20 protein-coding genes are annotated in these 20792 nt (G+C 67.2%); 13 read left to right on the top strand and 7 right to left on the bottom strand.

The window, feature by feature from the left end; genetic code table 11:
• Nucleotides 1–21 precede the first annotated feature (21 nt).
• The 9 genes from PV766_RS02095 to PV766_RS02055 all read left to right on the top strand — a co-directional run bounded on the left by PV766_RS02095 (nucleotide 22) and on the right by PV766_RS02055 (nucleotide 9100).
• On the top strand, nucleotides 22–1065 hold the full coding sequence (locus PV766_RS02095; protein ID WP_421096301.1) for an acyl-CoA dehydrogenase family protein: 1044 nt from the start codon (nucleotides 22–24) through the stop codon (nucleotides 1063–1065).
• Nucleotides 1050–2201, top strand: a complete 1152-nt coding sequence (locus PV766_RS02090) for an acyl-CoA dehydrogenase family protein (protein ID WP_421096300.1) — start codon at nucleotides 1050–1052, stop codon at nucleotides 2199–2201. The genes PV766_RS02095 and PV766_RS02090 overlap by 16 nt, the downstream gene beginning before the upstream one ends.
• Before the next feature lie 14 nt (nucleotides 2202–2215).
• Nucleotides 2216–3232, top strand: coding sequence for a bifunctional MaoC family dehydratase N-terminal/OB-fold nucleic acid binding domain-containing protein (locus tag PV766_RS02085; protein WP_421096299.1), 1017 nt, complete (start codon nucleotides 2216–2218; stop codon nucleotides 3230–3232).
• Entirely contained in the window at nucleotides 3229–3633 is a 405-nt protein-coding gene (locus tag PV766_RS02080) for a MaoC family dehydratase (protein WP_064063415.1), read from the top strand. Before PV766_RS02085 ends, PV766_RS02080 begins: the two co-directional genes overlap by 4 nt.
• Nucleotides 3630–4799: a lipid-transfer protein gene (locus PV766_RS02075; protein WP_421096298.1), complete on the top strand. Its 1170-nt coding sequence runs from the start codon at nucleotides 3630–3632 to the stop codon at nucleotides 4797–4799. The genes PV766_RS02080 and PV766_RS02075 overlap by 4 nt, the downstream gene beginning before the upstream one ends.
• 79 nt (nucleotides 4800–4878) lie before the next feature.
• Nucleotides 4879–6285, top strand: a complete 1407-nt coding sequence (locus PV766_RS02070) for a DUF2252 domain-containing protein (RefSeq protein ID WP_421096297.1) — start codon at nucleotides 4879–4881, stop codon at nucleotides 6283–6285.
• A 112-nt stretch (nucleotides 6286–6397) separates the two neighbouring features.
• Nucleotides 6398–7234 carry a mycofactocin-coupled SDR family oxidoreductase gene (locus tag PV766_RS02065; protein ID WP_202400290.1) on the top strand — a complete coding sequence of 279 codons (837 nt, stop codon included), beginning with the start codon at nucleotides 6398–6400 and terminating at the stop codon, nucleotides 7232–7234.
• 88 nt (nucleotides 7235–7322) lie between these two features.
• Nucleotides 7323–8300 (top strand): ATP-binding cassette domain-containing protein, encoded by a 978-nt coding sequence (locus PV766_RS02060; RefSeq protein WP_064063491.1) that lies wholly within the window; start codon nucleotides 7323–7325, stop codon nucleotides 8298–8300.
• Nucleotides 8301–8350: 50 nt separating this feature from the next.
• Nucleotides 8351–9100, top strand: coding sequence for an ABC transporter permease (locus tag PV766_RS02055; protein ID WP_202400316.1), 750 nt, complete (start codon nucleotides 8351–8353; stop codon nucleotides 9098–9100).
• Nucleotides 9101–9135: 35 nt separating this feature from the next.
• Here PV766_RS02055 and PV766_RS02050 read toward each other — a convergent pair whose 3' ends face one another.
• From PV766_RS02050 to PV766_RS02020, 7 genes are all read right to left on the bottom strand, one after another.
• Nucleotides 9136–9750, bottom strand: a complete 615-nt coding sequence (locus PV766_RS02050) for a flavodoxin family protein (RefSeq protein WP_421096296.1) — start codon at nucleotides 9748–9750, stop codon at nucleotides 9136–9138.
• 61 nt (nucleotides 9751–9811) lie between these two features.
• The gene (locus PV766_RS02045; protein ID WP_245207800.1) at nucleotides 9812–10867 is read right to left on the bottom strand and encodes an alpha/beta hydrolase family protein; all 1056 of its coding nucleotides are present in this window, start codon (nucleotides 10865–10867) and stop codon (nucleotides 9812–9814) included.
• A gap of 63 nt (nucleotides 10868–10930) precedes the next feature.
• A complete protein-coding gene (locus PV766_RS02040; protein ID WP_421096295.1) occupies nucleotides 10931–12676 on the bottom strand; it encodes a cholesterol oxidase substrate-binding domain-containing protein in 1746 nt (581 codons plus the stop codon).
• Between the two features lie 32 nt (nucleotides 12677–12708).
• The gene (locus PV766_RS02035) at nucleotides 12709–13569 is read right to left on the bottom strand and encodes a MaoC/PaaZ C-terminal domain-containing protein (RefSeq protein ID WP_064063421.1); all 861 of its coding nucleotides are present in this window, start codon (nucleotides 13567–13569) and stop codon (nucleotides 12709–12711) included.
• A gap of 40 nt (nucleotides 13570–13609) precedes the next feature.
• Nucleotides 13610–15322: a 3-oxosteroid 1-dehydrogenase gene (gene kstD, locus PV766_RS02030; RefSeq protein ID WP_207213549.1), complete on the bottom strand. Its 1713-nt coding sequence runs from the start codon at nucleotides 15320–15322 to the stop codon at nucleotides 13610–13612.
• Between the two features lie 177 nt (nucleotides 15323–15499).
• Nucleotides 15500–15862, bottom strand: coding sequence for a hypothetical protein (locus PV766_RS02025; protein WP_064063423.1), 363 nt, complete (start codon nucleotides 15860–15862; stop codon nucleotides 15500–15502).
• Nucleotides 15863–15864: 2 nt separating this feature from the next.
• The gene (locus PV766_RS02020; RefSeq protein ID WP_016933447.1) at nucleotides 15865–17013 is read right to left on the bottom strand and encodes a Rieske 2Fe-2S domain-containing protein; all 1149 of its coding nucleotides are present in this window, start codon (nucleotides 17011–17013) and stop codon (nucleotides 15865–15867) included.
• Between the two features lie 191 nt (nucleotides 17014–17204).
• On the opposite strand from PV766_RS02020, the gene hsaA reads away from it, so the two are divergent.
• Genes hsaA through hsaB form a run of 4 tightly spaced genes read left to right on the top strand, consistent with a single transcriptional unit; the run spans nucleotide 17205 to nucleotide 20751 of the window.
• On the top strand, nucleotides 17205–18380 hold the full coding sequence (gene hsaA, locus PV766_RS02015; protein WP_016933446.1) for a 3-hydroxy-9,10-secoandrosta-1,3,5(10)-triene-9,17-dione monooxygenase oxygenase subunit: 1176 nt from the start codon (nucleotides 17205–17207) through the stop codon (nucleotides 18378–18380).
• Between the two features lie 8 nt (nucleotides 18381–18388).
• Nucleotides 18389–19264 carry a 4,5:9,10-diseco-3-hydroxy-5,9,17-trioxoandrosta-1(10),2-diene-4-oate hydrolase gene (gene hsaD / locus PV766_RS02010; RefSeq protein ID WP_016933445.1) on the top strand — a complete coding sequence of 292 codons (876 nt, stop codon included), beginning with the start codon at nucleotides 18389–18391 and terminating at the stop codon, nucleotides 19262–19264.
• Nucleotides 19265–20164 carry an iron-dependent extradiol dioxygenase HsaC gene (gene hsaC / locus PV766_RS02005; RefSeq protein ID WP_064063424.1) on the top strand — a complete coding sequence of 300 codons (900 nt, stop codon included), beginning with the start codon at nucleotides 19265–19267 and terminating at the stop codon, nucleotides 20162–20164. It abuts the gene before it with no gap.
• Nucleotides 20164–20751 (top strand): 3-hydroxy-9,10-secoandrosta-1,3,5(10)-triene-9,17-dione monooxygenase reductase subunit, encoded by a 588-nt coding sequence (gene hsaB / locus PV766_RS02000; RefSeq protein ID WP_129977250.1) that lies wholly within the window; start codon nucleotides 20164–20166, stop codon nucleotides 20749–20751. Before hsaC ends, hsaB begins: the two co-directional genes overlap by 1 nt.
• The last annotated feature ends 41 nt before the right edge of the window (nucleotides 20752–20792 follow it).

The raw sequence follows: 20792 nt of genomic DNA, 5'->3' as shown, positions 1-20792 counted from the left end.
CTATATCGAAGGTGGGTGACGGTGGACTTCGCACGTGACGAGACACAGGAGGAGATCGCCGGTGTGGCGGCCGGTCTCCTGAAACGCGGCCTCGCCGACGAAGCGCTGTGGGCCGCGCTGGCCGACGCCGACCTGCTGTCGCTCGCCCTGCCCGAACGGCTCGGCGGATCGGGGCTCGGGCTCGGTGAAGTGGCCACCGTCCTCACCGAGGTCGGACGCGGAGCGGCGCAGACGCCGGCCCTGGCCACCCTCGGCCTGGGCGTCCTGCCGATCCTCGCGCTCGCCTCCGAGCAGCAGCAGGACGAACTGCTCGCCGGCGTCGCGGAGGGAGCCGTCCTGACGGCCGCACTCGGTGAACCCGGCCGCGCCTTCCCGGAACAGCCGGCCGCCACCGCCGTCCGAACCGACGGGGGTCACGCGGTCACCGGGTCGTTCGTCGCCGTGCCCTACGCCGATCGGGCGCGCCTGGTGCTCCTGCCCACCGATGCCGGTGTGGTCGCGGTGGCTCCCGACGCCACCGGCGTGACCCTGCGTCCGAGCCCCACCTCGACCGGCTGCCCGGAGTTCTCGCTGCGCGCCGACGGCGCCGTCGGTGTCCTGCTCGCGGAGTCCGGTGCCGACGCCGTGGCGACCCTCCACCGGATCGCGCTCGCCGCTGTGGCGGCCTTCGCGGACGGACTGCTCTCCGGGGCGACCGAGCTCACCGCGAAGCACGTCAGCGAACGGCACCAGTTCGGCAAACCGCTCGCGACCTTCCAGGCCGTCGCGCAGCAGATCGCCGATGTCTACGTCACCGCGCGCACCCTGCACGTCGCGGCGTTGTCGTCGGTGTGGCGCCTGTCCGAAGGTCTCGACGCGGCAGACGATCTCGATGTCACCGCGTACTGGATCGCGGCCGAACTGCCTCCGGCCGTGCGTGTGCTGCACCATCTGCACGGCGGGGTGGGTGTCGACGAGACCTATCCACTGCACAAGTATTCGTCGGCCGCCAAGGACCTCGCCCGGTTGCTCGGCGGCGCCTCGTACCGACTCGACCTCGTGGGGGCCCGGTGTTCATCGATCTGACAGACGAGCAGCGCGCGCTGCAGGCCGAGCTGCGCCGCTATTTCGGCAATCTGGTCTCCCCGGAGGAGGCTGCGATCATGCGTACCGAACGGCACGGGCCCACCTACCGCGAGGTCGTCCGTCGAATGGGCAAGGACGGATGGCTCGGCGTCGGCTGGCCGGTGGAGTTCGGCGGCCACGGTTTCGGCGACGTCGAACAGCAGATCTTCGCCAACGAGGCCGTCCGGGCCGACGTCCCGTTGCCGAGCGTCACGCTGCAGACCGTCGGCCCGACGCTGCAGGTCTACGGCACCGACGAGCAGAAGCGGAAGTTCCTGCCCGCCATCCTCGCCGGCGAGGTGCACTTCGCGATCGGGTACTCCGAGCCGGAGGCCGGCACCGACCTCGCCGCACTGCGCACCACCGCGGTGCGCGACGGCGACCACTACATCGTCAACGGACAGAAGATCTTCACCACCGGTGGGCACGACGCCGACTACATCTGGCTCGCGGTCCGTACCGGCCCCGCCGACTCGCGTCACCGGGGCATCTCCGTGCTCATCGTCGACACGAAGGACCCGGGCTTCAGCTGGACGCCGATCATCACCTGCGACGGCGCCCATCACGTCAACGCCACCTACTACAGCGACGTGCGTGTTCCGGCCGAGATGCTCGTCGGCGAGGAGAACAAGGGCTGGAAGCTCATCACCACCCAGCTCAACCACGAACGCGTCATGCTCGGACCGGCCGGTCGTGTGGCGGGCATCTACGACCGGCTCGTCGAGTGGATCCGCGCGCACGAACTCCAGGACCGTCCCGAGGTGCGACGCGCACTCGGGGAGATCCACGCGACCTGGCGGCTCAACGAACTGCTCAACTGGCAGGTCGCGGCGAGCAGCAACGACGCCGTCGACATCGCCGACGCCTCGGCCACCAAGGTGTTCGCCACCGAGCGGATCCAGCGGGTCGGGCGTCTGGCCGAGGAGATCGTCGGTGCCTTCGGCGACCCCGCCGACGACGACACCGCCGAGCTGCTCCGCTGGCTCGACATGATGGCCAAACGCAACGTGGTCATCACCTTCGGTGGCGGCGTCAACGAGGTCATGCGCGAACTGATCGCGACGGCCGGACTGGGCATGCCACGGGTGCCGCGGTGACGCAGGAGAATTCGGTGACACGTGACGTTCCGGGAAGCACCCCGGAGGAGATCCTGCGGGCGGCCGAACAGGTGCGGAGCGACGGCTCGTCCGCACCCCGGCCCGGCCGCGATCCGGTGAATCTGCCGATGATCCGTAACTGGCTCGAGGCGATCGGCGACGGCAATCCGATCTACACCGACGAATCCGCGGCGATCGCCGCCGGTCACGGCGGTCTCGTGGCCCCGCCCGCCATGGCGCAGGTGTGGACGATGCGCGGTCTCGGCGCCGAACGGGAGAAGGACGATCCGCTCGGCCGGATGACGCAGATCCTCGACGACGCCGGATACACGTCGGTGGTCGCCACCAACTGCGACCAGATCTACCACCGCTACCTGCGTCACGGCGAACAGGTGACGATCGAGTCCACCCTCGAGGACGTCGTCGGCCCGAAGAAGACCGGCCTGGGGGAGGGCTGGTTCTTCACCACCCGCAACCTGTGGAGGGTCGGCGACGAGGTCGTCGCCGAAATGCTGTTCCGCATACTGAAGTTCGCCCCGCCGGCCAAGGTGGAGGAGGCGTCGTCCTCCGACGGCCGGGCACCGTCGGTTCCCGACGATCTCGACCCCACACGGTTGCTCCGCCCGTCCGTCTCCCGCGACACGCAGTTCTTCTGGGAGGGCGTCTCGGCCCACGAACTGCGCATCCAGCGACGCCCCGACGGCACGCTGCAGCACCCACCCGTCCCGGCGCTCTGGCTCGACAAGTCCGAGACCACCGACTACGTCGTGTCCTCCGGACGCGGAACGGTGTTCAGCTTCGTCGTCCACCACGCCCCGAAGGTGCCGGGACGGCAGCTGCCCTTCGTCGTCGCACTCGTCGAACTCGACGAAGGGGTGCGGATGCTCGGTGAACTCCGCGGCGCCGATCCCGGGCAGGTGCGGATCGGAATGCCGGTGGAAGCCACCTATCTCGATTTCCCCGGCGATGACGAGACCGGGGGAGAAGCGTGGACGCTGTACGCCTGGAAGCCTCTCGAGGAGGACGTGTGAGCGCCCCGACCGTCACGATCGGCGAGAACCTGCCCACTTCGACGATCCACGCGGATCCGACCTTCGTCGTGTCGACGGCCCTGGCCACCCGCGATTTCCAGGACGTGCACCACGACCGCGACAAGGCACAGCAACGCGGATCGAAGGACATCTTCGTCAACATCCTCACCGACACCGGGCTCGTGCAGCGCTACGTCACCGAGTGGGCAGGACCCCGAGCGGTGATCAGGTCGATCTCGCTGAGGCTGGGTGTGCCCTGGTACGCCTACGACACCCTGACCCTTTCCGGCACCGTTGCCTCCGTCGAGGGCGGACTGGTCACCGTCGACGTCACCGGCACCAACAGTCTGGGAAAACACATCACGGCCACAGCCACTTTCGTGATCGGAGGCACCGCATGAGCGGCCTGTCGGGTGCAGCGGCGATCGTCGGCATCGGTGCCACCGACTTCTCGAAGGACTCCGGTCGCAGCGAACTCCGCCTCGCCGCCGAAGCGGTACGCGCCGCCCTCGACGACGCGGGACTCACCCCGGACGACGTCGACGGCCTGGTCTCGTTCACGATGGACACCAACACCGAAGTGGCCGTGGCCCGTTCGGTGGGTATCCCTCACCTGAAGTTCTTCTCCCGCATCCACTACGGCGGCGGTGCGGCGTGCGCGACGGTGCAGCAGGCGGCGATGGCCGTCGCGACCGGCGTGGCCGACGTGGTGGTCGCCTACCGGGCATTCAACGAACGATCCGGGGCGCGTTACGGTCAGGTCAATACCGCACTTGCCGCGCAGGTGAATTCGTCGGGCACCGACAACGCGTTCTCCTACCCGCACGGGCTGAGCACCCCGGCCTCGTTCGTCGCGATGGTCGCGCAACGCTACATGCACGTCTCCGGTGCGACGAGTGCCGACTTCGGTGCCGTGGCCGTTGCGGACCGCGCTCATGCGGCAACCAATCCCGAGGCGTTCTTCCACGGGAAACCGATCACGCTCGAGGACCACCAGAACTCGCGGTGGATCGCCGAGCCGCTGCACCTGCTCGACTGCTGCCAGGAGTCCGACGGCGGCGTGGCGCTCGTCGTGACGAGCGCCGAGCGGGCGAAGGACCTGAAGCAGACTCCCGCGGTGATCGCCGCCGCGGCACAGGGAAGCGGTCCCGACCAGTACATCATGACCAGTTACTACCGGGACGGGCTCGCAGGACTGCCCGAGATGGGCATCGTCGGCGACCAGTTGTGGAAACAGGCCGGCATCGGACCGCAGGACGTCGCGACGGCCGTCCTCTACGACCATTTCACCCCGTACGTGCTCATGCAGCTCGAAGAACTCGGATTCTGCGGACGCGGTGAGGCCAAGGACTTCGTCGCCGACGGCATCCAGGTCGGCGGGCGGCTGCCGATCAACACTCACGGCGGTCAGCTGGGTGAGGCCTACATCCACGGTATGAACGGCATCGCCGAGGGCGTCCGGCAGATCCGCGGCACGGCGGTCAACCAGGTCGACGACGTCGGCCACGTCCTGGTCACGGCAGGAACGGGAGTTCCGACCTCGGGACTGGTGCTGTCGCGGTCCTGACGCCGTTTCGCTCCCACGGGGACGCGGGCCTGCCTACGATGAAGGCCCACGCTCCGGCGAGATCCCTGTGGGAGGACCCGTGTCGGTCACGGACGGACATGTCGTGCATCCGACCCGCGAACAGCGGGTCCGGAACGGCCTCGCCGCTCGGAGGGTCACTCCCGTCGAGTCGCTGGCCGATCTCGGGGAGTCGTCCCGGGATCCGATCGCGCTGCTCGAGAGCCAGGCGCAGTCCCGCGTCCCTCAGCTCGTCCCGGTGCGATACGGCCGCATGGCGACATCGGCGTTCGCGTTCTTCCGCGGTGCCGCGCTGGTGATGGCCGACGATCTGTCGCGCACGCCCGACAGCGGTCTGCACACACAGTTGTGCGGCGACGCCCACGCGAGCAATTTCGGCCTGTTCGCGACTCCGGAACGGAAGACGGCCTTCGACGTCAACGACTTCGACGAAACGTATCCGGGGCCGTTCGAATGGGACGTCAAGCGCCTGGTCGCAAGCCTCGAGATCGCGGGCCGCGACAACGGGTTCACCACGAAGGAATGCCGGAAGATCACCCGGGCGTGTGCGGCCGAGTATCGCGAGACCATGTGCAGACAGGCGCAACTCGGAAATCTGGCGGTGCGGTATTCCCACCTCGATCCCACGGTCGAGATAGCGGAGTCGGGTGGCGTGCTGGATGCGAAGATGGAGAAACGCACCCGGAAAGCGCTCGACAAGGCCTCGCGGCGCGACAGCCTCCAGGCACTGGAGAAGCTGACCACCGTCATCGACGGTCACCGGCGGATCATCAGCGATCCGCCGCTCATCGTGCCCGTCGAAGAGGTCTTCGCCGATCTCGATGCCGAGGCGATCTACGACGAACTGTACGGCCGCGTCCGGTCGTACCGGGCGACGCTGCAGTGGGACCGCCGGGTCCTCCTCGAACAGTTCGAACTGGTCCAGGCGGCGCGGAAGGTCGTCGGAGTGGGAAGCGTCGGCACGCGGGCGTGGATCCTCCTGTTGCGGGGTGTGGACGACGACGATCCGCTGTTCCTGCAGGCGAAGGAAGCCCAGCGTTCGGTGTTGTCGTACTACGTGGACGGGCCGTCCTTCCGCAACGAGGGCGAACGCGTCGTGAACGGTCAGCGCCTGATGCAGTCCGCGAGCGACATCTTCCTCGGCTGGCAGCGGGGTACGGGCGCCGACGGAGTGGACCGGGACTTCTACATCCGTCAGCTCCGCGACGGTAAGGGCTCGGCGGTGATCGAGGAGATGGTGCCCAAGGGCCTGAAGCTCTACGGGCGGTTGTGCGCGCGGGTCCTCGCCTACGCCCACGCCCGGGCGGGCGACCGGATCGCGCTGGCGGCCTATCTCGGCACGGACGACCAGTTCGACGAGGCGCTCGCGTCCTTCGCGGTGGCCTACGCGGACCGGACCGAGCGCGACCTGCAGGCACTGCACGACGCAGTGGACCAGGGCCGGGTGAAGGCCCGGTCCGGACTCTGATCCCGTCTTCGCCTCGACGGTCCCGGACCCTTCCGGTGTCCGGGACCGCGAGTTCGTCCTCGGCGATCGGCAGGGTACAAGTGACGCAACCACGCGCCGACGGAAGGACGTCATGATGGGTTTCGAGGGCAGGGTCGCATTCGTCACGGGAGCAGCGCGAGGACAGGGTCGCTCGCATGCCGTCGCATTCGCCGAGGCCGGAGCGGATCTGGTGATCTGCGATCGGTGCACCGATTCACCGATGGTGGGCTACCCACTGGCGACGGAGGAGGATCTGGCCGAGACGGTGCGCCTCGTCGAAGCCACCGGCCGCCGGGTCGTCTCGGCGACACTCGACACCGCCGACCGTCCGGCGATGGACGCGCTGGTAGCCCGCGCCCACGACGAATTGGGGCGTATCGACATCGCGGTCGCCAACGCCGGAGTGTCGGTGGCGGCACCGGTGCACCGCATGCCGCAGGCGATGTGGGACGAAGCGATCTCCTCGAATCTCACCGGGGTGTTCAACACCGTCGCCGCGGTGGCACCCGGGATGATCGAGCGCAATTACGGACGCATCGTGACGGTGTCGTCCATGCTCGGCCGGGCCGGCAATACCAACATGGTCGCCTATGCGGCGTCGAAGTGGGGCGTGATCGGCCTGACGAAGAGCGCGGCCCTGGACCTCGCGCAGAACGGCATCACCGTCAACGCGGTCGCTCCGGGCAACATCTCCACGCCGATGATCCACAACGACACGCTCTACGGGATGCTGCGGCCCGACCTCGAGCACCCGACCGCCGACGATGTCGCACCGGTGTTCACCTCGCTGCACGCGCAACCGGTTCCGTGGCTCGAACCTGCCGAGATCACCCGCGCCGTTCTCTTCTTCGCCGACGAGGCGTCCGCACACATCTCCGGTACCGTGCTGCCGATCGACGCGGGCAATGCCGCGCGGGTGACCGGCTGAGCATCTGTCGATGCGATGAGAAAACCTGTCGAATCGTGTCGGTCTCTTCGTGCACACTGTGCTAGCCACCACAGTCAGGGAGACACTCATGGCCGATGCCATAGTTGCAGAAGGACTGATCAAGACATACGGACAGGTCAGGGCGCTCGACGGTGTCGATCTGCGGGTGCCGGAAGGAACGGTCACCGCGCTGCTCGGCCCCAACGGGGCCGGTAAGACCACCACGGTGCGCGTCCTGACGACACTGCTCGTTCCCGATGCCGGTCGCGCCGAGGTAGCAGGATTCGACGTCTTCACCGAGGGGCGCGCACTCCGGTCCCGGATCGGCGCGTCGGGGCAGTACGCCGCGGTCGACGAATATCTCACGGGCTTCGAGAACCTCGAGATGGTCGGTCGTCTCTACCACCTCGGCACCAAACGAAGTCGGCTCCGGGCACGAGAACTGCTCGAGCAGTTCGACCTCGAGGAGGCGGGCGATCGCCCGGTCAAGGGTTATTCGGGCGGTATGCGGCGTCGCCTCGACCTCGCCGGTGCTCTCGTCGCCGATCCCCCGGTGCTCTTCCTCGACGAACCGACCACCGGGCTCGATCCGCGTGCCCGTCTCGGGTTGTGGGAGGTCATCGACACGCTGGTGCAACGCGGCACCACGTTGCTGCTGACCACTCAATACATGGACGAAGCCGAACGCCTCGCCGACGACATCGCCGTGATCGATCGCGGGAAGGTCATCGCTCGTGGCACCGCCGACGAACTCAAGAGCCGCGTCGGTGGCGAGCGCATCGAACTCGGCGTGGCCGAGGTCGAGCAGCGTGAGCGGGCGGTCCGCGAACTCGAATCGGTCGCGTCCGGCGAGATCAGGGTCGAGCGCAGCACCGGCCGTATCACCGTTCCGGTGAGCGCGGATTCCGGTGGCGGAACCGACGGTCTCGTGACCGCACTGGGGAAACTGTCGGCCGCAGGTATCCGGGTCTCCGACGTCGCGCTCCGCAAACCCACACTCGACGACGTGTTCCTCACGCTCACCGGGCACGGGACGGACGACAAGATCGAGGAGGCGGTGTCGTGAACACGCTCGAAACGATCGCCACCGACGGCCTGACCATCGCCAAGCGCAACATGATCAAGATCAAGCGTGTACCGGATCTCCTGGTGTTCACCACGCTCTCCCCGATCATGTTCGTGTTGCTGTTCGCCTATGTCTTCGGCAGCGCGATCGAGGTGCCCGGCATGTCGTACCGGGAGTTCCTCATCGCAGGCATCTTCACCCAGACGGTGATCTTCGGATCCACGTGGACGGGCCTCGGGATGGTCGAGGATCTCCAGAAGGGCATCATCGACCGGTTCCGGTCGCTGCCGATGGCGCCGTCCGCGGTGCTCATCGGACGCACCACCACCGACGTGCTGATCAATGTGCTCAGCCTTGTCGTGATGTCGTTGACCGGCCTGCTCGTAGGCTGGCGGATCAACACCTCGCTGGGAGAGGCCCTCGCCGGCTACCTGTTGCTGCTGTTGTTCGCCTACGCCCTGTCGTGGGTGATGGCCGTGATCGGCATGTGGATCCGCACACCCGAGGTCTTCAACAACGCCAGCTTCATGGTGATCTTCCCGCTGTCGTTCATCGCCAACACGTTCGTCGATCCGTCGACGATGCCACCGGTGCTGCGGACCATCGCCGAGTGGAATCCCATCTCGGCGCTGACGCAGGCGGTGCGCGAGTTGTTCGGCAACACCAATCCCATGGTGCCGCCACCGGACGTGTGGCCCCTGCAGAATCCGATCCTCGCATCGCTGATGTGGACGGCTCTGATGCTGATCGTGTTCGTGCCGTTCGCGATTCGGAGGTACCAGAAGGCCGTCAGTCGCTGACGGCCGAACTCACCTCCCCGTGGGACCGGTGGGACTCACTCGGGGTAGGGCGAGTACTGCCGCTGACGCAACAACGTGGCCAGGTGCACGGCGTTCCGGGCGACGGATTCGGTGGTCGAGCGCACCGCTTCGGGGATCTCGTCGAGATCCTTGAAGTCGGTGCCCGACATCGCTTCGCCGTTCCAGTAGGTCGACCCCTGGGCGGGAATGGAGAATCCGATGTCGTTGAGGCTCTGGAACAGGTCGGCGACGATCTTGTGCGCACCGTCCTCGTTGCCGACTACTGCGGCGATCCCGACCTTGCCCACCATGCGTGGCCGGTTCTCGTCGTCGGTGTTCGACAGTTCGGCATCGAGCCGCTCGAGGACACGCTGAGCGACACTCGACATGTGTCCCACCCAGGTCGGTGTGGCGATGAGCAGGATGTCGGCCGAGCCGATGCGCTCGACGATCTCCGGCCACTGATCCCCGTCGCCCATGTCGGCTTCCACACCCGGCGCGACGTCGAAATCGACGACCCGGACCGTTTCGACGCTGACGTCGTACTTCGACAGTGCGTCGAACACGTGCGCCACCATCTTGTCGGTGCTGGACTCGGCGGGAGACGGCTTGAGGGTGCAATTCAGTGCCACGGCGTGAAGTGCTGTCATGTGCCGTGGATACCCGCACACCGGGACGACAATCCCGTGTCCCCGATCGTGCGTCGCACGCTCAGCGTGCTCGTTCGGCCCAACGGTCGACGGCCGCCGAGAATTCCGACGACACGGGCAGAAGCGCGATCAGATCCGCCGGCCCCGGCTGCAGGGGGCCGAGTTCCTCGAGTCCGTGATTCGCGGTGGCGAAATGCTCGAACTGCAGGTCGGTGTGTGCGAGTGCAGCCCGCAGCGGTTCGACCTGCGCACAACTGATGTTCAGATCCTTGTCGGAGCAGGTGAGCAGCACAGGGGTGTCGGCCGCCAACCGGGCGGCGAGTTCGACCGGATCGAGCTCGTCGGCCTCGGCGAGGAACTTGGCGTTCGCGGCATTCAGGCCGAGCTGCGCGACGACCGGGTGCTGGTCGGCCGGCACGGTGCCGGTCGACCGCAACGATGCGACGGTGCGCGGCAGCTCGGCTCGCACGGCGTCGGCGTCGGCGCCGAGCTGCCCGGAATCGGCGAGCGCGGTGAGCTGGGCGGACAACAGATCCAGATAGCGCATCGGTAGCGGCGCCAACAGCGCGAAGCCGCTCCCGATGCCGCGATCGGCCAGTGCGAGTGCGGTCAGGCCGCCCTCGCTGTGTCCGAGGACGAGGATGTCCTCGGCGGCGACGCCGGTGCGTTCGCTGAGCAACCGCACGGCGGCCTCCGCATGATCGACCTGCTCGGTGAAGCCGTACTCGCCGACGGTCTCGGGGGTGTAGGTCCCGAGACCTGTCCGGCCGGCCCCGATCTTGTCGAACCGCAGGCTCGCGATGCCGTGGGCGGCGAGTGCGTCCGCGGAGCGCACCAGGGTGTCGGCCGCGGCGCCGGGCTGATTGCCGTTGCGATCGGTGGGGCCGCTGCCCGGAAGCAGCAGCGCGGCGGCGACCGTCGCACCGTCCGGACTGCGCAGACTGCCGTGGAAGGTGGTGCCGGCGGCCTCGAAGGTCACCGGGCTGTCGCTGCCGGTCGACACGGTGACCGAACCCGTATCGGGAAGAGCCGCGGCCGTTCCGGCGAGTGTCACACCTCCCGCGAGAACCAGCACGGGCACAGCAGCAGCACCGATCCACCTTCGCACGTTCCGCATGGGGCGAACCCTAGCAAAGGACCGCGCTGGGCCCGTGCCGAGCGAGCTGTGCCCGTGCGCAGTTCAGGGGAGGAGGGTGTCGATGAAAGTGTTGCTGAACACCCGATGCGGATCGAGGCGGTTGTACACCGCACGAGCCGAATCCCAGTTCTCGTCGGACGGTACGCCTTCCCGATAGGTCTCGGGTAGGCCCTGCGTCAGGATCTGCTCGTCCGTGTACGGCAGGTCGGGACCGAACGCCCAGCCCTTCGACCATTCGGGCCGGAAGGTCGAGTCGCTTCCGTTGTACCGCTGCCGCATCCACTGCTCCATCTCCCGGTAGAAGGCGAACATCCCGGGAGTGCCCGGAACGCCGAGGACGTTGAGCCAGATGGCCGTGTCCCATTCCGGGTGGTCGGGCCGCGGACGGGTCGAGGCGATCGTCGGAGGCCCTGCAGACGGGACGAGGACGTCCTCAGGACGATCCAGTCCGCAACAACGGATTTCGACCGGGCCGTTGAGGGGGAACTGCCCCAGGCCGCGATAGTGCTCGATGCGTTCGGCGAACCAGTGGGTGAAGTCGTGGATCACGTTGGCGATGTTGGCCCGGTTCGTGAGCACCGCGCCGCCGCCCTCGGTGAGACGCAGAGTGGTCGCCTTGATGTAGAACTGCAGATCCTTCGACCAGCCCCAGATGTCGGACGATCCCGTCGCCGCGAGACCGGCCACCGTCACGCCGTAGTAGGTCTGCCCGAAAGCCGGTGCGATCGACGTGTTCCCGGCCGTGATCTGCCCCAGCAGGTCGGTGATCGGTTCGGGCACGTTGTCGGAGAACGGATAGTTGTACGGTCCGGTCACTTCCCGCGAGGTGGCCGGCTTCTCCGGCGCGAGCGACCACACCTTCATCCACGGTTTGTCCGTGAACGGATACCAGATCGCCTCGGCGCGACCCGCAGAGGCGACGAACGATTCGAAGGTCCGACCCGACGCTCCGGCCGGCGCGAACAGTTCCTGCCAGGAGACGTCGGTGAAGGACCGGCACCGCATCCGGTAGTTCGGTCCGGCCTGCAGGGTGACGGACGTGATGAACGTGCGGCCGAGGTGGGTGAGCAGGGGAGTGATCTCGGGGTCGGCGCGGGTGAACGTGCGCAGCGCGTAGGCGCTGCCGTCCCATACGACGGCAGTCAGCTCGGTGACGAGGTTGCTCATCGACCCGAAAGTGTGTCCGGGAAGGGGGGATTCACCATCCGCGGGCAGAGCGGCGCCGTGGGCGTTCACGGCGAGTGCCCCTGCGATCGACAACACCCCGGGCGCAGGCAGATTCGCGAGTCCGAGACCGTGGTCCTGCAGTGCCGCGGTGATCGCGTCGAGTGTCGCGCCGGGATCGGCCGTGACGGTCGCGGGTGAGCCGCCGGGGTTCACCTGCACCCGGTTGAGGTGGAGCATGGTGTCGGCGAGGATCACCCGGTCGACGGGCGCACCGTTGACGATCGTCAGCGGTGTCCAGCCGTGCATCGCTCCGCGCGGTCGGATGGTGTATCCGCTCCGGTGTGCCCAGTTCACGAGACGCACGATGTCGTCGGGAGTGCGCGGCGCACAGGTCTGGATCGCGTCCAGCATGATCTCTTTCGACCAGTTCTGGTACGCCTGCTGATAGAGCTCGATGCCCTCGGGAAAGCCCGGTGGGGTAGGGAGTGTCGCCCCTGCCGATCCGGAAGGAACCGCGTGGACCGGAGTCCAGCCGCCGATCGCGGTGACGGCCAGCGCGCCTGCACCGGCCGCAAGGAAGCCGCGCCGCGACAGGCGCGGCGACGAATCACGAAGTGTCATTTCGTATGTCGCTCTTTCGGGGGGCGTGGCGCTCAGGCCACGGTGAGTACCACATCGGTCAGGGCGGGGGCGAGGTCGCGTTCGACCACGGATGCGGTGACGAGCTTGCGTTCGCCGTCGTTCCAGACGCGCACCCGGAGTGTCTCGCCGGGGAAGACCACGCCGGCGAAACGGGCACGGAATCCTTTCACGCGGGACGCGTCCGCATCCAGCAGGTTGTCGGTCACGGCCCTGCACACGATGCCGTAGGTGCACAGCCCGTGCAGGATGGGTGCGGGAAATCCTGCCGCGGAAGCGAACTCCGGATCGGAATGGAGCGGGTTGCGGTCGCCGCACAGCCGGTACAGCAACGCTTGCTGAGGCAGGGTGGGCACGTCGAACTCGGCATCCGGCGCGCGATCGGGGTACTCCACCGACTCCGACGGTCCACGTTCACCGCCGAAACCGCCCTCGCCGCGAGCGAAGATCGACGACCGTGCGGTCCACAGGGGGGTGCCGTCGAGATCCTCGGTCCTCGATTCCTGGACGACGACAGCGGCCTTGCCCTTGTCCCATACCTCGGCGATGCGGGTGATCGTGCGTCCCTTGCCCGAAGCCGGGACGGGTGCGTGCACGGTCACCTCCTGACTGCCGTGGACGACTCGGGCGAGATCGATCTCGATTCCGGGGAACGACACCTTCGGCGGCTCGACCTGGTGGAAGGTCGCGGCGACGGTCGCGAAGGTGGGGAGCACCTGGGGCTCCTTGTCGTGGAGGTATCGGAGTTCGCCTGCGTCGGTCGGGCGGGAACCGGCACCGATGCCGAGGTTGTAGAGCTGGACATCGGTACTGTTCCACTCGAATTCCTGGGCGGGCAGTTCGGCTCCGACGGCAACCGAGGGATCGATGGGCACAGGCGCTTCCTTTCTACGGCTCGAACTCGGGTCGGTCGGGTCACACGGTGTCGGCGGATGCTCGCATTTCTCCGGTGTGGTCGTCACGTGTGCGGTCGAGGATGTCGAGTGCCGCGAGGTAGCCGAAGGTCATCGCCGGTCCGATGGTGGCGCCGGGGCCGGCATAGGTGTGGCCCATGACCGGCGAGCTGACGTTGCCGGTCGCGTAGAGGCCGTCGATCACGGTGCCGTCCTCGCGCAGGACCCGGCCGTGGACGTCGGTGACGAGGCCACCCTTGGTGCCGAGATCACCGGGGACCACCGCGAACGCGTAGAACGGGGCCTTGTCGACCACGCCGAGGCTCGGGTTCGGCTTGTTGCGCGGGTCCCCGTAGTAGTGGTCGTAGTGGGATTCGCCGCGGCCGAAGTCCTCGTCCTTCCCGGCGCGTGCGAACCCGTTGAACCGCTGCACGGTCTCGGTGAGGGCGTCGGCCGGCACCCCGATCCTCTCGGCGAGTTCGGCGATGGAACCGGCCTTGACGAGTACGCCGGCCTCGAACCACCGGCGGGGGAAGGGGGTGCGGGGTGTGATGCCGGCGAAGGTGTAGCGGTCGCGGTAACGCTGATCGAGGATCAGCCAGCTGGGGGTGTTCTCTCCCGGACCGTCGCCGCGTCCGTGCTTGCCGCCGTACATCGCATGGGTCGCCTCGACGTAAGGCGCCGACTCGTTGACGAAGCGCTTGCCCGCTGTATTGACCATGAGGCAACCGGGGAGACTGCGTTCCGACAGTGCGAACCACGGGCCGCCGGTGAGCGTGAAGGACGGCCCCCACCAGGCGTCGTCCATGAAGTCGACTGCGGCGCCGAGCTTCTGTCCGGCGAGGATGCCGTCGCCGGTGTTGGCCTTCGCCCCCACGGTCCACTCGGTGCCGATCGGCTGACGCTGGTACTGCGCCCGCATCTCGGCGTTGTGCTCGAAACCGCCGCTGGCGAGGATGACGCCCTTGCGGGCGCGGATGATGCGCTTCTCACCGTTCGCGACGACCTCGACACCGCGCACGGTGCCGTCCTCGACGACGAGGTCGGTAAGCGCGGTCTCCAGGAGGAGGGGGACGCCGGCGTCGCGCAGGCCGATTCGCAGACCGGCCATGAGTGCCTGGCCACGGACGAGCAGGTGCTTCCTGGTGAGATTCGCCCAGACGAAACGCGCCCCGACACGCACGGCGCGCACCGGTCCGCGCGGATTGCGCATGAGCAGGTTCAGCCACTTGTAGTCGGCCTGGGTGATGACGAAATTCTTGGGAGCGCGGGCGTAATCGGGTTCGAGGAGTGGGAGGTCCTCGCCGAGGCGACGCCCGTCGAAAGGCGCCGGTTCCACCGAACGGCCCCCGGGACGTCCGCCGGGCGCCTCGGGGTAGTAGTCGGAATAGCCCGGTACCCACTGCAGTTCGAGCGCGCTGTTCTTCAGGACGAAGGAGAGCATCTCCGGTCCGCGATCGATATAGGTGTCGATCTTCTCGGCGGGCACGTCGTCGCCGATGATGCTGTGGAGGTACTTCCGGGCTTCCTCGGGGGTGTCGTCCACTCCGGCGGCCTTCAGTGCCTCGTTGTTCGGGATCCACACACCTCCACCCGATCGGGCGCTCGACCCGCCGTAGCGCGGCGCCTTCTCGATCAGGACCACATCGGCACCCTTGCGGGCGGCGGTGACGGCGGCGGTCATCCCGCCGGCACCGCTGCCGACGACAACGATGTCGTATTCCTGCTTCGTCATGTAGAACACGTTATAGAAATGGCGGTGCCGAGTCCATCCCCGAAAACGAAGAGTCCTGGGCGTGAACCGAAGACGGCGTGATGTCGGCAGTGGAACCGGATATCACCGAGGAAAGGGAACGCGACAGCACCGTCGGTGGGACGGTGCTGTCGCGTGGTGGACCGGTGACCGGGTCGGTCAGGTGGGGGATCCGTCGGGCACGGGAAGGGTGCCGTCGAGCACGGCCCGGTCGATGCTCGCCCCGAGTTGCGGACACCCTTCGCGCGGCGTGATGGACGAACCTCGCGTCGAGGTGCTTCCTCGGAAGGTCGGGCACACGGTGTCCGGATCCTCCTGCCACTGCACGCTCGTGTGCGAGAGGCTGCTCTTGCGGACGAGGACGCACGTGCCGCACTCGCGGCACCGTACCTCGTGCTGGCCGGACTCCAGGTAGTTGATCTTGTCGATGGCGGTCTGAGCGGCGACGGCCTCGGCCCGGCCGGGCCACTCGGAGAAGTCCGGGGACTTCGCCCACCTGCTCTGTCGGGCCGAGGCGCTCATCGTCAGACCTCCGCTTCCTGCTGACCCTGTTCTTCCTCGCGCTTCGTGCGTTCGAGGTTCTCGGCGACTTCCTTCTCCCAGGCCTCGTTCGCCTTGGCGGTGTCGACTTCGAACTCGAAGCGGCCCGTCATCTTCTCCGTCACGTCGGCGACGTCGACGTAGAACTGCTCGTACCAGCGCCGGAGCTGGTAGACCGGACCGTCCTCGTCGCACAGCAGCGGATTCTCGATCTTGGTCTTGTTCTTCCAGATCTCGACGTCCTGCAGGAAGCCCTCACCGACACCTTCGGTGAGCTTGGCGGCCAGTGCATCCGACTGCTCCGCCGACATGCCCGTGGGCTTCTTGACGATGACGCCGTACTGGAGCATGAACGAATCGTGCGTGATCGGGTAATGGCAGTTGATCAACACGGATTCGGTCCGGTACCCGCCGTAGTTGTTCTCGAGCGGATTGATCATGTAGGACGGGCCGTAATAGGCCGCATACGACCGGAGTGTCGACTCCATGCCGTACTGCGTCGCCATGCCCTTGTCCGGCCGCCCCCGGGTGTTGAGGTACTGCTCGGCGATATGCCCCTCGAAGACGTTCTTGAAGAACGTGGGGAAGGCGTAGTGGATGTAGAAGAAGTGCGCCATGTCGACGACGTTGTCGATGATCTCCCGGCAGTTGGAACCTTCGATGAGGATCTGGTTCCAGGTCCAGTCCGTCCATTCGTCGCTGCCGTACTGCTCGATCTCGGGGATCGTGACGTCCGCCGGCGGCTCGTTGCCCTCGGGGTCGTTCCAGACGAACAGCTGTCCGTGGCGCTCCATCGTCGTCCACGCCCGGGTCCGCGCGAGCGGTGGGACGCGACGCGCATAGGGGATGTCGGTGCACTTGCCGTTGCCGCCCCACCGCCAGTCGTGGAACGGGCAGGCGACCGAGTCGCCCTTGATCTCCCCTTGCGACAGGTCGCCGCCCATGTGGCGGCAGTACGCGTCGAGCACCTTCAGATCGCCGTTGCTGTCGGCCCACACCACGAGTTTCGTGCCGAAGGCCTCGACGGCGTGGGGCTTGCCGTCCCTGAACGTGCGACCGAGGCCGAGGCAGTGCCAGCCTCGCGCGAAACGCGTCCGGACCTCTCCGACGTCGATCTCGCGAATCTGTGCCATGTCCGCTCACTTCCTTCCGGAAATCATCTCTAGAACACGTTATAGAACTCGCGTGCGGAGGGGAAGGGTTCGGGGACTTTGGTCCCTCTATAGGGATCACCTACCTGCGGTGCGCCTGCACCTCGACACGAATAAGAACATGTTCTAGTCTCGGTACAAGCGATCATTTCCTGAACAGACGGGAGCGTCCAGTGGGCGACCACGACAGCCACGAGGTACTGCAGCGGATCGACGCTCTGCTGCCCACGCTGCGCGAACGGGCGCAGGAGGCCGAGAATCTGCGCCGGGTACCCGACGACTCGATCAAGGAACTCCAGGAAGCCGGTTTCTTCAAACTTCTGCAACCGGCGCAGTGGGGCGGATACGAGGCCGATCCCGTCACCTTCTACACCGCGGTACGCGATATCGCGAGCGCGTGCGGATCGACCGGATGGGTCTCCGGCATCATCGGCGTCCACAACTGGCATCTCGCGCTCTTCGGGCAGCAGGCGCAGGAAGAGGTCTGGGGCGACGACACCGACGTGCGGATCTCCTCGTCCTACGCGCCGATGGGCGCCGGTGAGGTCGTCGACGGCGGATACAAGGTCAACGGTGCCTGGGCCTGGTCGTCGGGATGCGACCACGCGAGCTGGGTCGTCGTCGGTGGCCCCGTCATCAAGGACGGCCGGCCCGTGGACTTCGGCAGCTTCCTGATCCCGCGTTCCGAATACGAGATCGACGACGTGTGGCACGTGGTCGGCCTGCGGGGCACCGGATCCAACACGGTGAAGGTGAAGGACGTCTTCGTCCCCACCCACCGGTTCCTCAGCTTCAAGAGCATGAACGATCTCACCTCGCCCGGGCTCGAGCGCAACACCGCACCCGTCTACAAGATGCCGTGGGGCACCATCCATCCCACGACCATCTCGACACCCATCGTCGGTATGGCCTACGGCGCGTACGCGGCGCACGTCGAGCATCAGGGCAAACGGGTCCGCGCCGCCTACGCCGGCGAGAAGGCCAAGGACGATCCGTTCGCCAAGATCCGCATCGCCGAGGCGTCCAGCGACATCGACGCCGCATGGCGCCAGCTGTCGGGCAACGTCGCCGACGAATACGCCCATCTGGTCGCCGGACGGGAGGTTCCGATGGAACTGCGTCTGCGGGCACGTCGCGACCAGGTCCGCGCGACCGGCCGTGCCATCGCGTCGATCGACCGTCTCTTCGAGAACTCGGGTGCCACCGCACTCGCGGACGGCACACCGATCCAGCGTTTCTGGCGCGACGCACACGCCGGTCGCGTGCACGCCGCCAACGATGCCGAACGCGCCTACGTGATGTTCGGTGCCGCCGAGTTCGGCCTGCCGATCACCGACACGATGGTCTAGGGGTGGATGTGACCGCACTCGACGAGATCACCTACGAATCGACCTCCCGTTTCGCGCAGGTCCGCGACGACCTCCGCCTGCACTACCACGAGGCCGGCGTCGGCAACGACACCACGATCGTGCTGCTCCACGGCGGTGGGCCGGGCGCGTCGTCGTGGTCGAACTTCGCCAGGAACATCCCGGTGCTGGCACAACGGTTCCACGTGCTCGCCGTCGATCAGCCGGGTTACGGCAGATCCGACAAGCCCACCGAGCACCCGCAGTACTTCGTCCACAGTTCGTCGGCGCTGAAGGATCTGCTCGACACCCTCGGCATCACCGATCGCGTCCACCTCCTCGGCAACTCGCTGGGCGGTGGCGCGGCTGTGCGGTTCGCCCTCGACCACCCCGAGCGCGCCGGACGGCTCGTCCTGATGGGCCCGGGTGGGCTGAGCGTCAACCTGTTCGCGCCCGATCCCACCGAGGGCGTCAAGAATCTCGGCCGGTTCTCGTACGAGCCCACCCGCGAGAATCTCGAGGCGTTCCTGCGGATCATGGTCTTCGACCAGTCGCTGATCACTCCCGAGCTCGTCGAGGAGCGGTTCGCGTCGGCGAGCACCCCCGAGTCGCTCGCCGCGGCGAAGGCGATGGGAAAGTCGTTCTCCAGCGCCGAATTCGAGAAGGGCATGCTCTGGCGCGACGCCTACAAGCTCCGCCAGCGGGTCCTGCTGATCTGGGGCCGCGAGGACCGCGTGAACCCGCTCGACGGTGCTCTCGTCGCCCTCAAGATGATCCCCCGCGCCCAACTGCATGTGTTCGGTGGATGCGGCCACTGGGCACAGCTCGAGAAGTTCGACGAATTCAACCGCCTGACAGTGGATTTTCTCACGGATGGAGTCGAATAGATGAGTATCCGGTCGCTGGCATATCTGCGGATCGGCGCAACCGACGTACCGGCCTGGCGCGAGTACGGTCTGAAGGTCCTCGGCATGATCGAGGGCAAGGGCGTCCACTCCGATGCGCTGTACCTGCGGATGGACGACTTCCCGGCCCGCCTCGTGATCGAGCCGCACGAGTCCGACACGCTGCTCGTCTCGGGGTGGGAGACCGCGAACGCCGCCGATCTCCAGTCCGTTCGCGACAGCCTCTCGGCGGCGGGCGTGCCGTTCAAGGAAGGCACCGCCGAGCAGCTCGCCGATCGTCGCGTCGACGAACTGATCGTCTTCCAGGATCCGTCGGGCAACACGCTCGAGGCGTTCCACGGTGCCGCGCTCGAACATCGCCGCGTGGTCAGCCCGTACGGGCACAAGTTCGTCACCGGTGAACAGGGTCTCGGGCACGTGGTGCTCTCGACCCGCGACGACGAGGAATCGCTGCGCTTCTACCGCGACGTGCTCGGTTTCCGTCTGCGCGACTCCATGCGGATGCCCCCGCAGATGGTCGGCCGGCCCGCCGACGGAAAACCCGCCTGGCTGAGGTTCTTCGGATGCAACCCGCGCCACCACAGTCTGGCCTTCCTGCCCATGCCCACCCCGTCGGGCATCGTGCACCTCATGATCGAGGTGGAGAACTCCGACGACGTCGGTCTCGCCCTCGACCGCGCGCTGCGGAAGAAGGTCAGGATGTCCGCGACGCTGGGGCGCCACGTGAACGACAAGATGCTGTCCTTCTACATGAAGACCCCGGGGGGATTCGACGTGGAATTCGGTTGCGAGGGGCTGCAGGTCGAGGACGCCGACTGGATCGCCCGTGAATCCACGGCCGTGAGCCTGTGGGGGCACGACTTCTCGGTGGGAATGCAGTGATGACCGCGCCGGAGGCCGGACGGGACGGTGCGATCGACCCGCGGGCGTTCCGCACCGTGCTCGGGCAATTCTGCACCGGCGTCACCGTCATCACCACCACCGAGGACGACGGGACGCCGGTGGGATTCGCGTGCCAGTCGTTCGCCGCGTTGTCGCTCGACCCGCCGTTGGTGCTGTTCTGTCCCACGAAGCAGTCGCGGTCGTGGGCGGCGATCGAACGAGCCGGCCGGTTCTGCGTCAACGTTCTCGCCGAGGAGCAGCAGCAGACCTGCGCGCGGTTCGGCTCCCGCGAACCCGACAAGTTCGCCGGCCTCGATTGGACGTCCTCACCGCTGGGCTCACCCGTCCTCACCGGATCGCTCGCGCACATCGACTGCACGGTCGAGACGGTGCACGACGGGGGAGACCACTGGGTGGTGTTCGGGCGTGTGTCGTCGCTGAGCGAAGTGCGCGACGACAAGGAGCGCCCGCTGCTCTTCTACCGGGGGCAGTACACCGGGATCGAACCGGACAAGACCACTCCGGCGCCCTGGCGCGACGACCTCGAAGCGTTCCTCACCTCGGTCACGGAGGACACCTGGTTGTAGACCGCACGACGAAGCCGGGACGGCCACATGCGATGTGGCCG

Source organism: Rhodococcus sp. As11, from assembly GCF_048957735.1.
GTDB classification, from domain to species: Bacteria; Actinomycetota; Actinomycetes; order Mycobacteriales; family Mycobacteriaceae; genus Rhodococcus; species Rhodococcus gordoniae.
The sequence above is the reverse complement of the archived record's forward strand: the minus strand, read 5'-3'. Positions and strand labels throughout refer to the sequence as shown.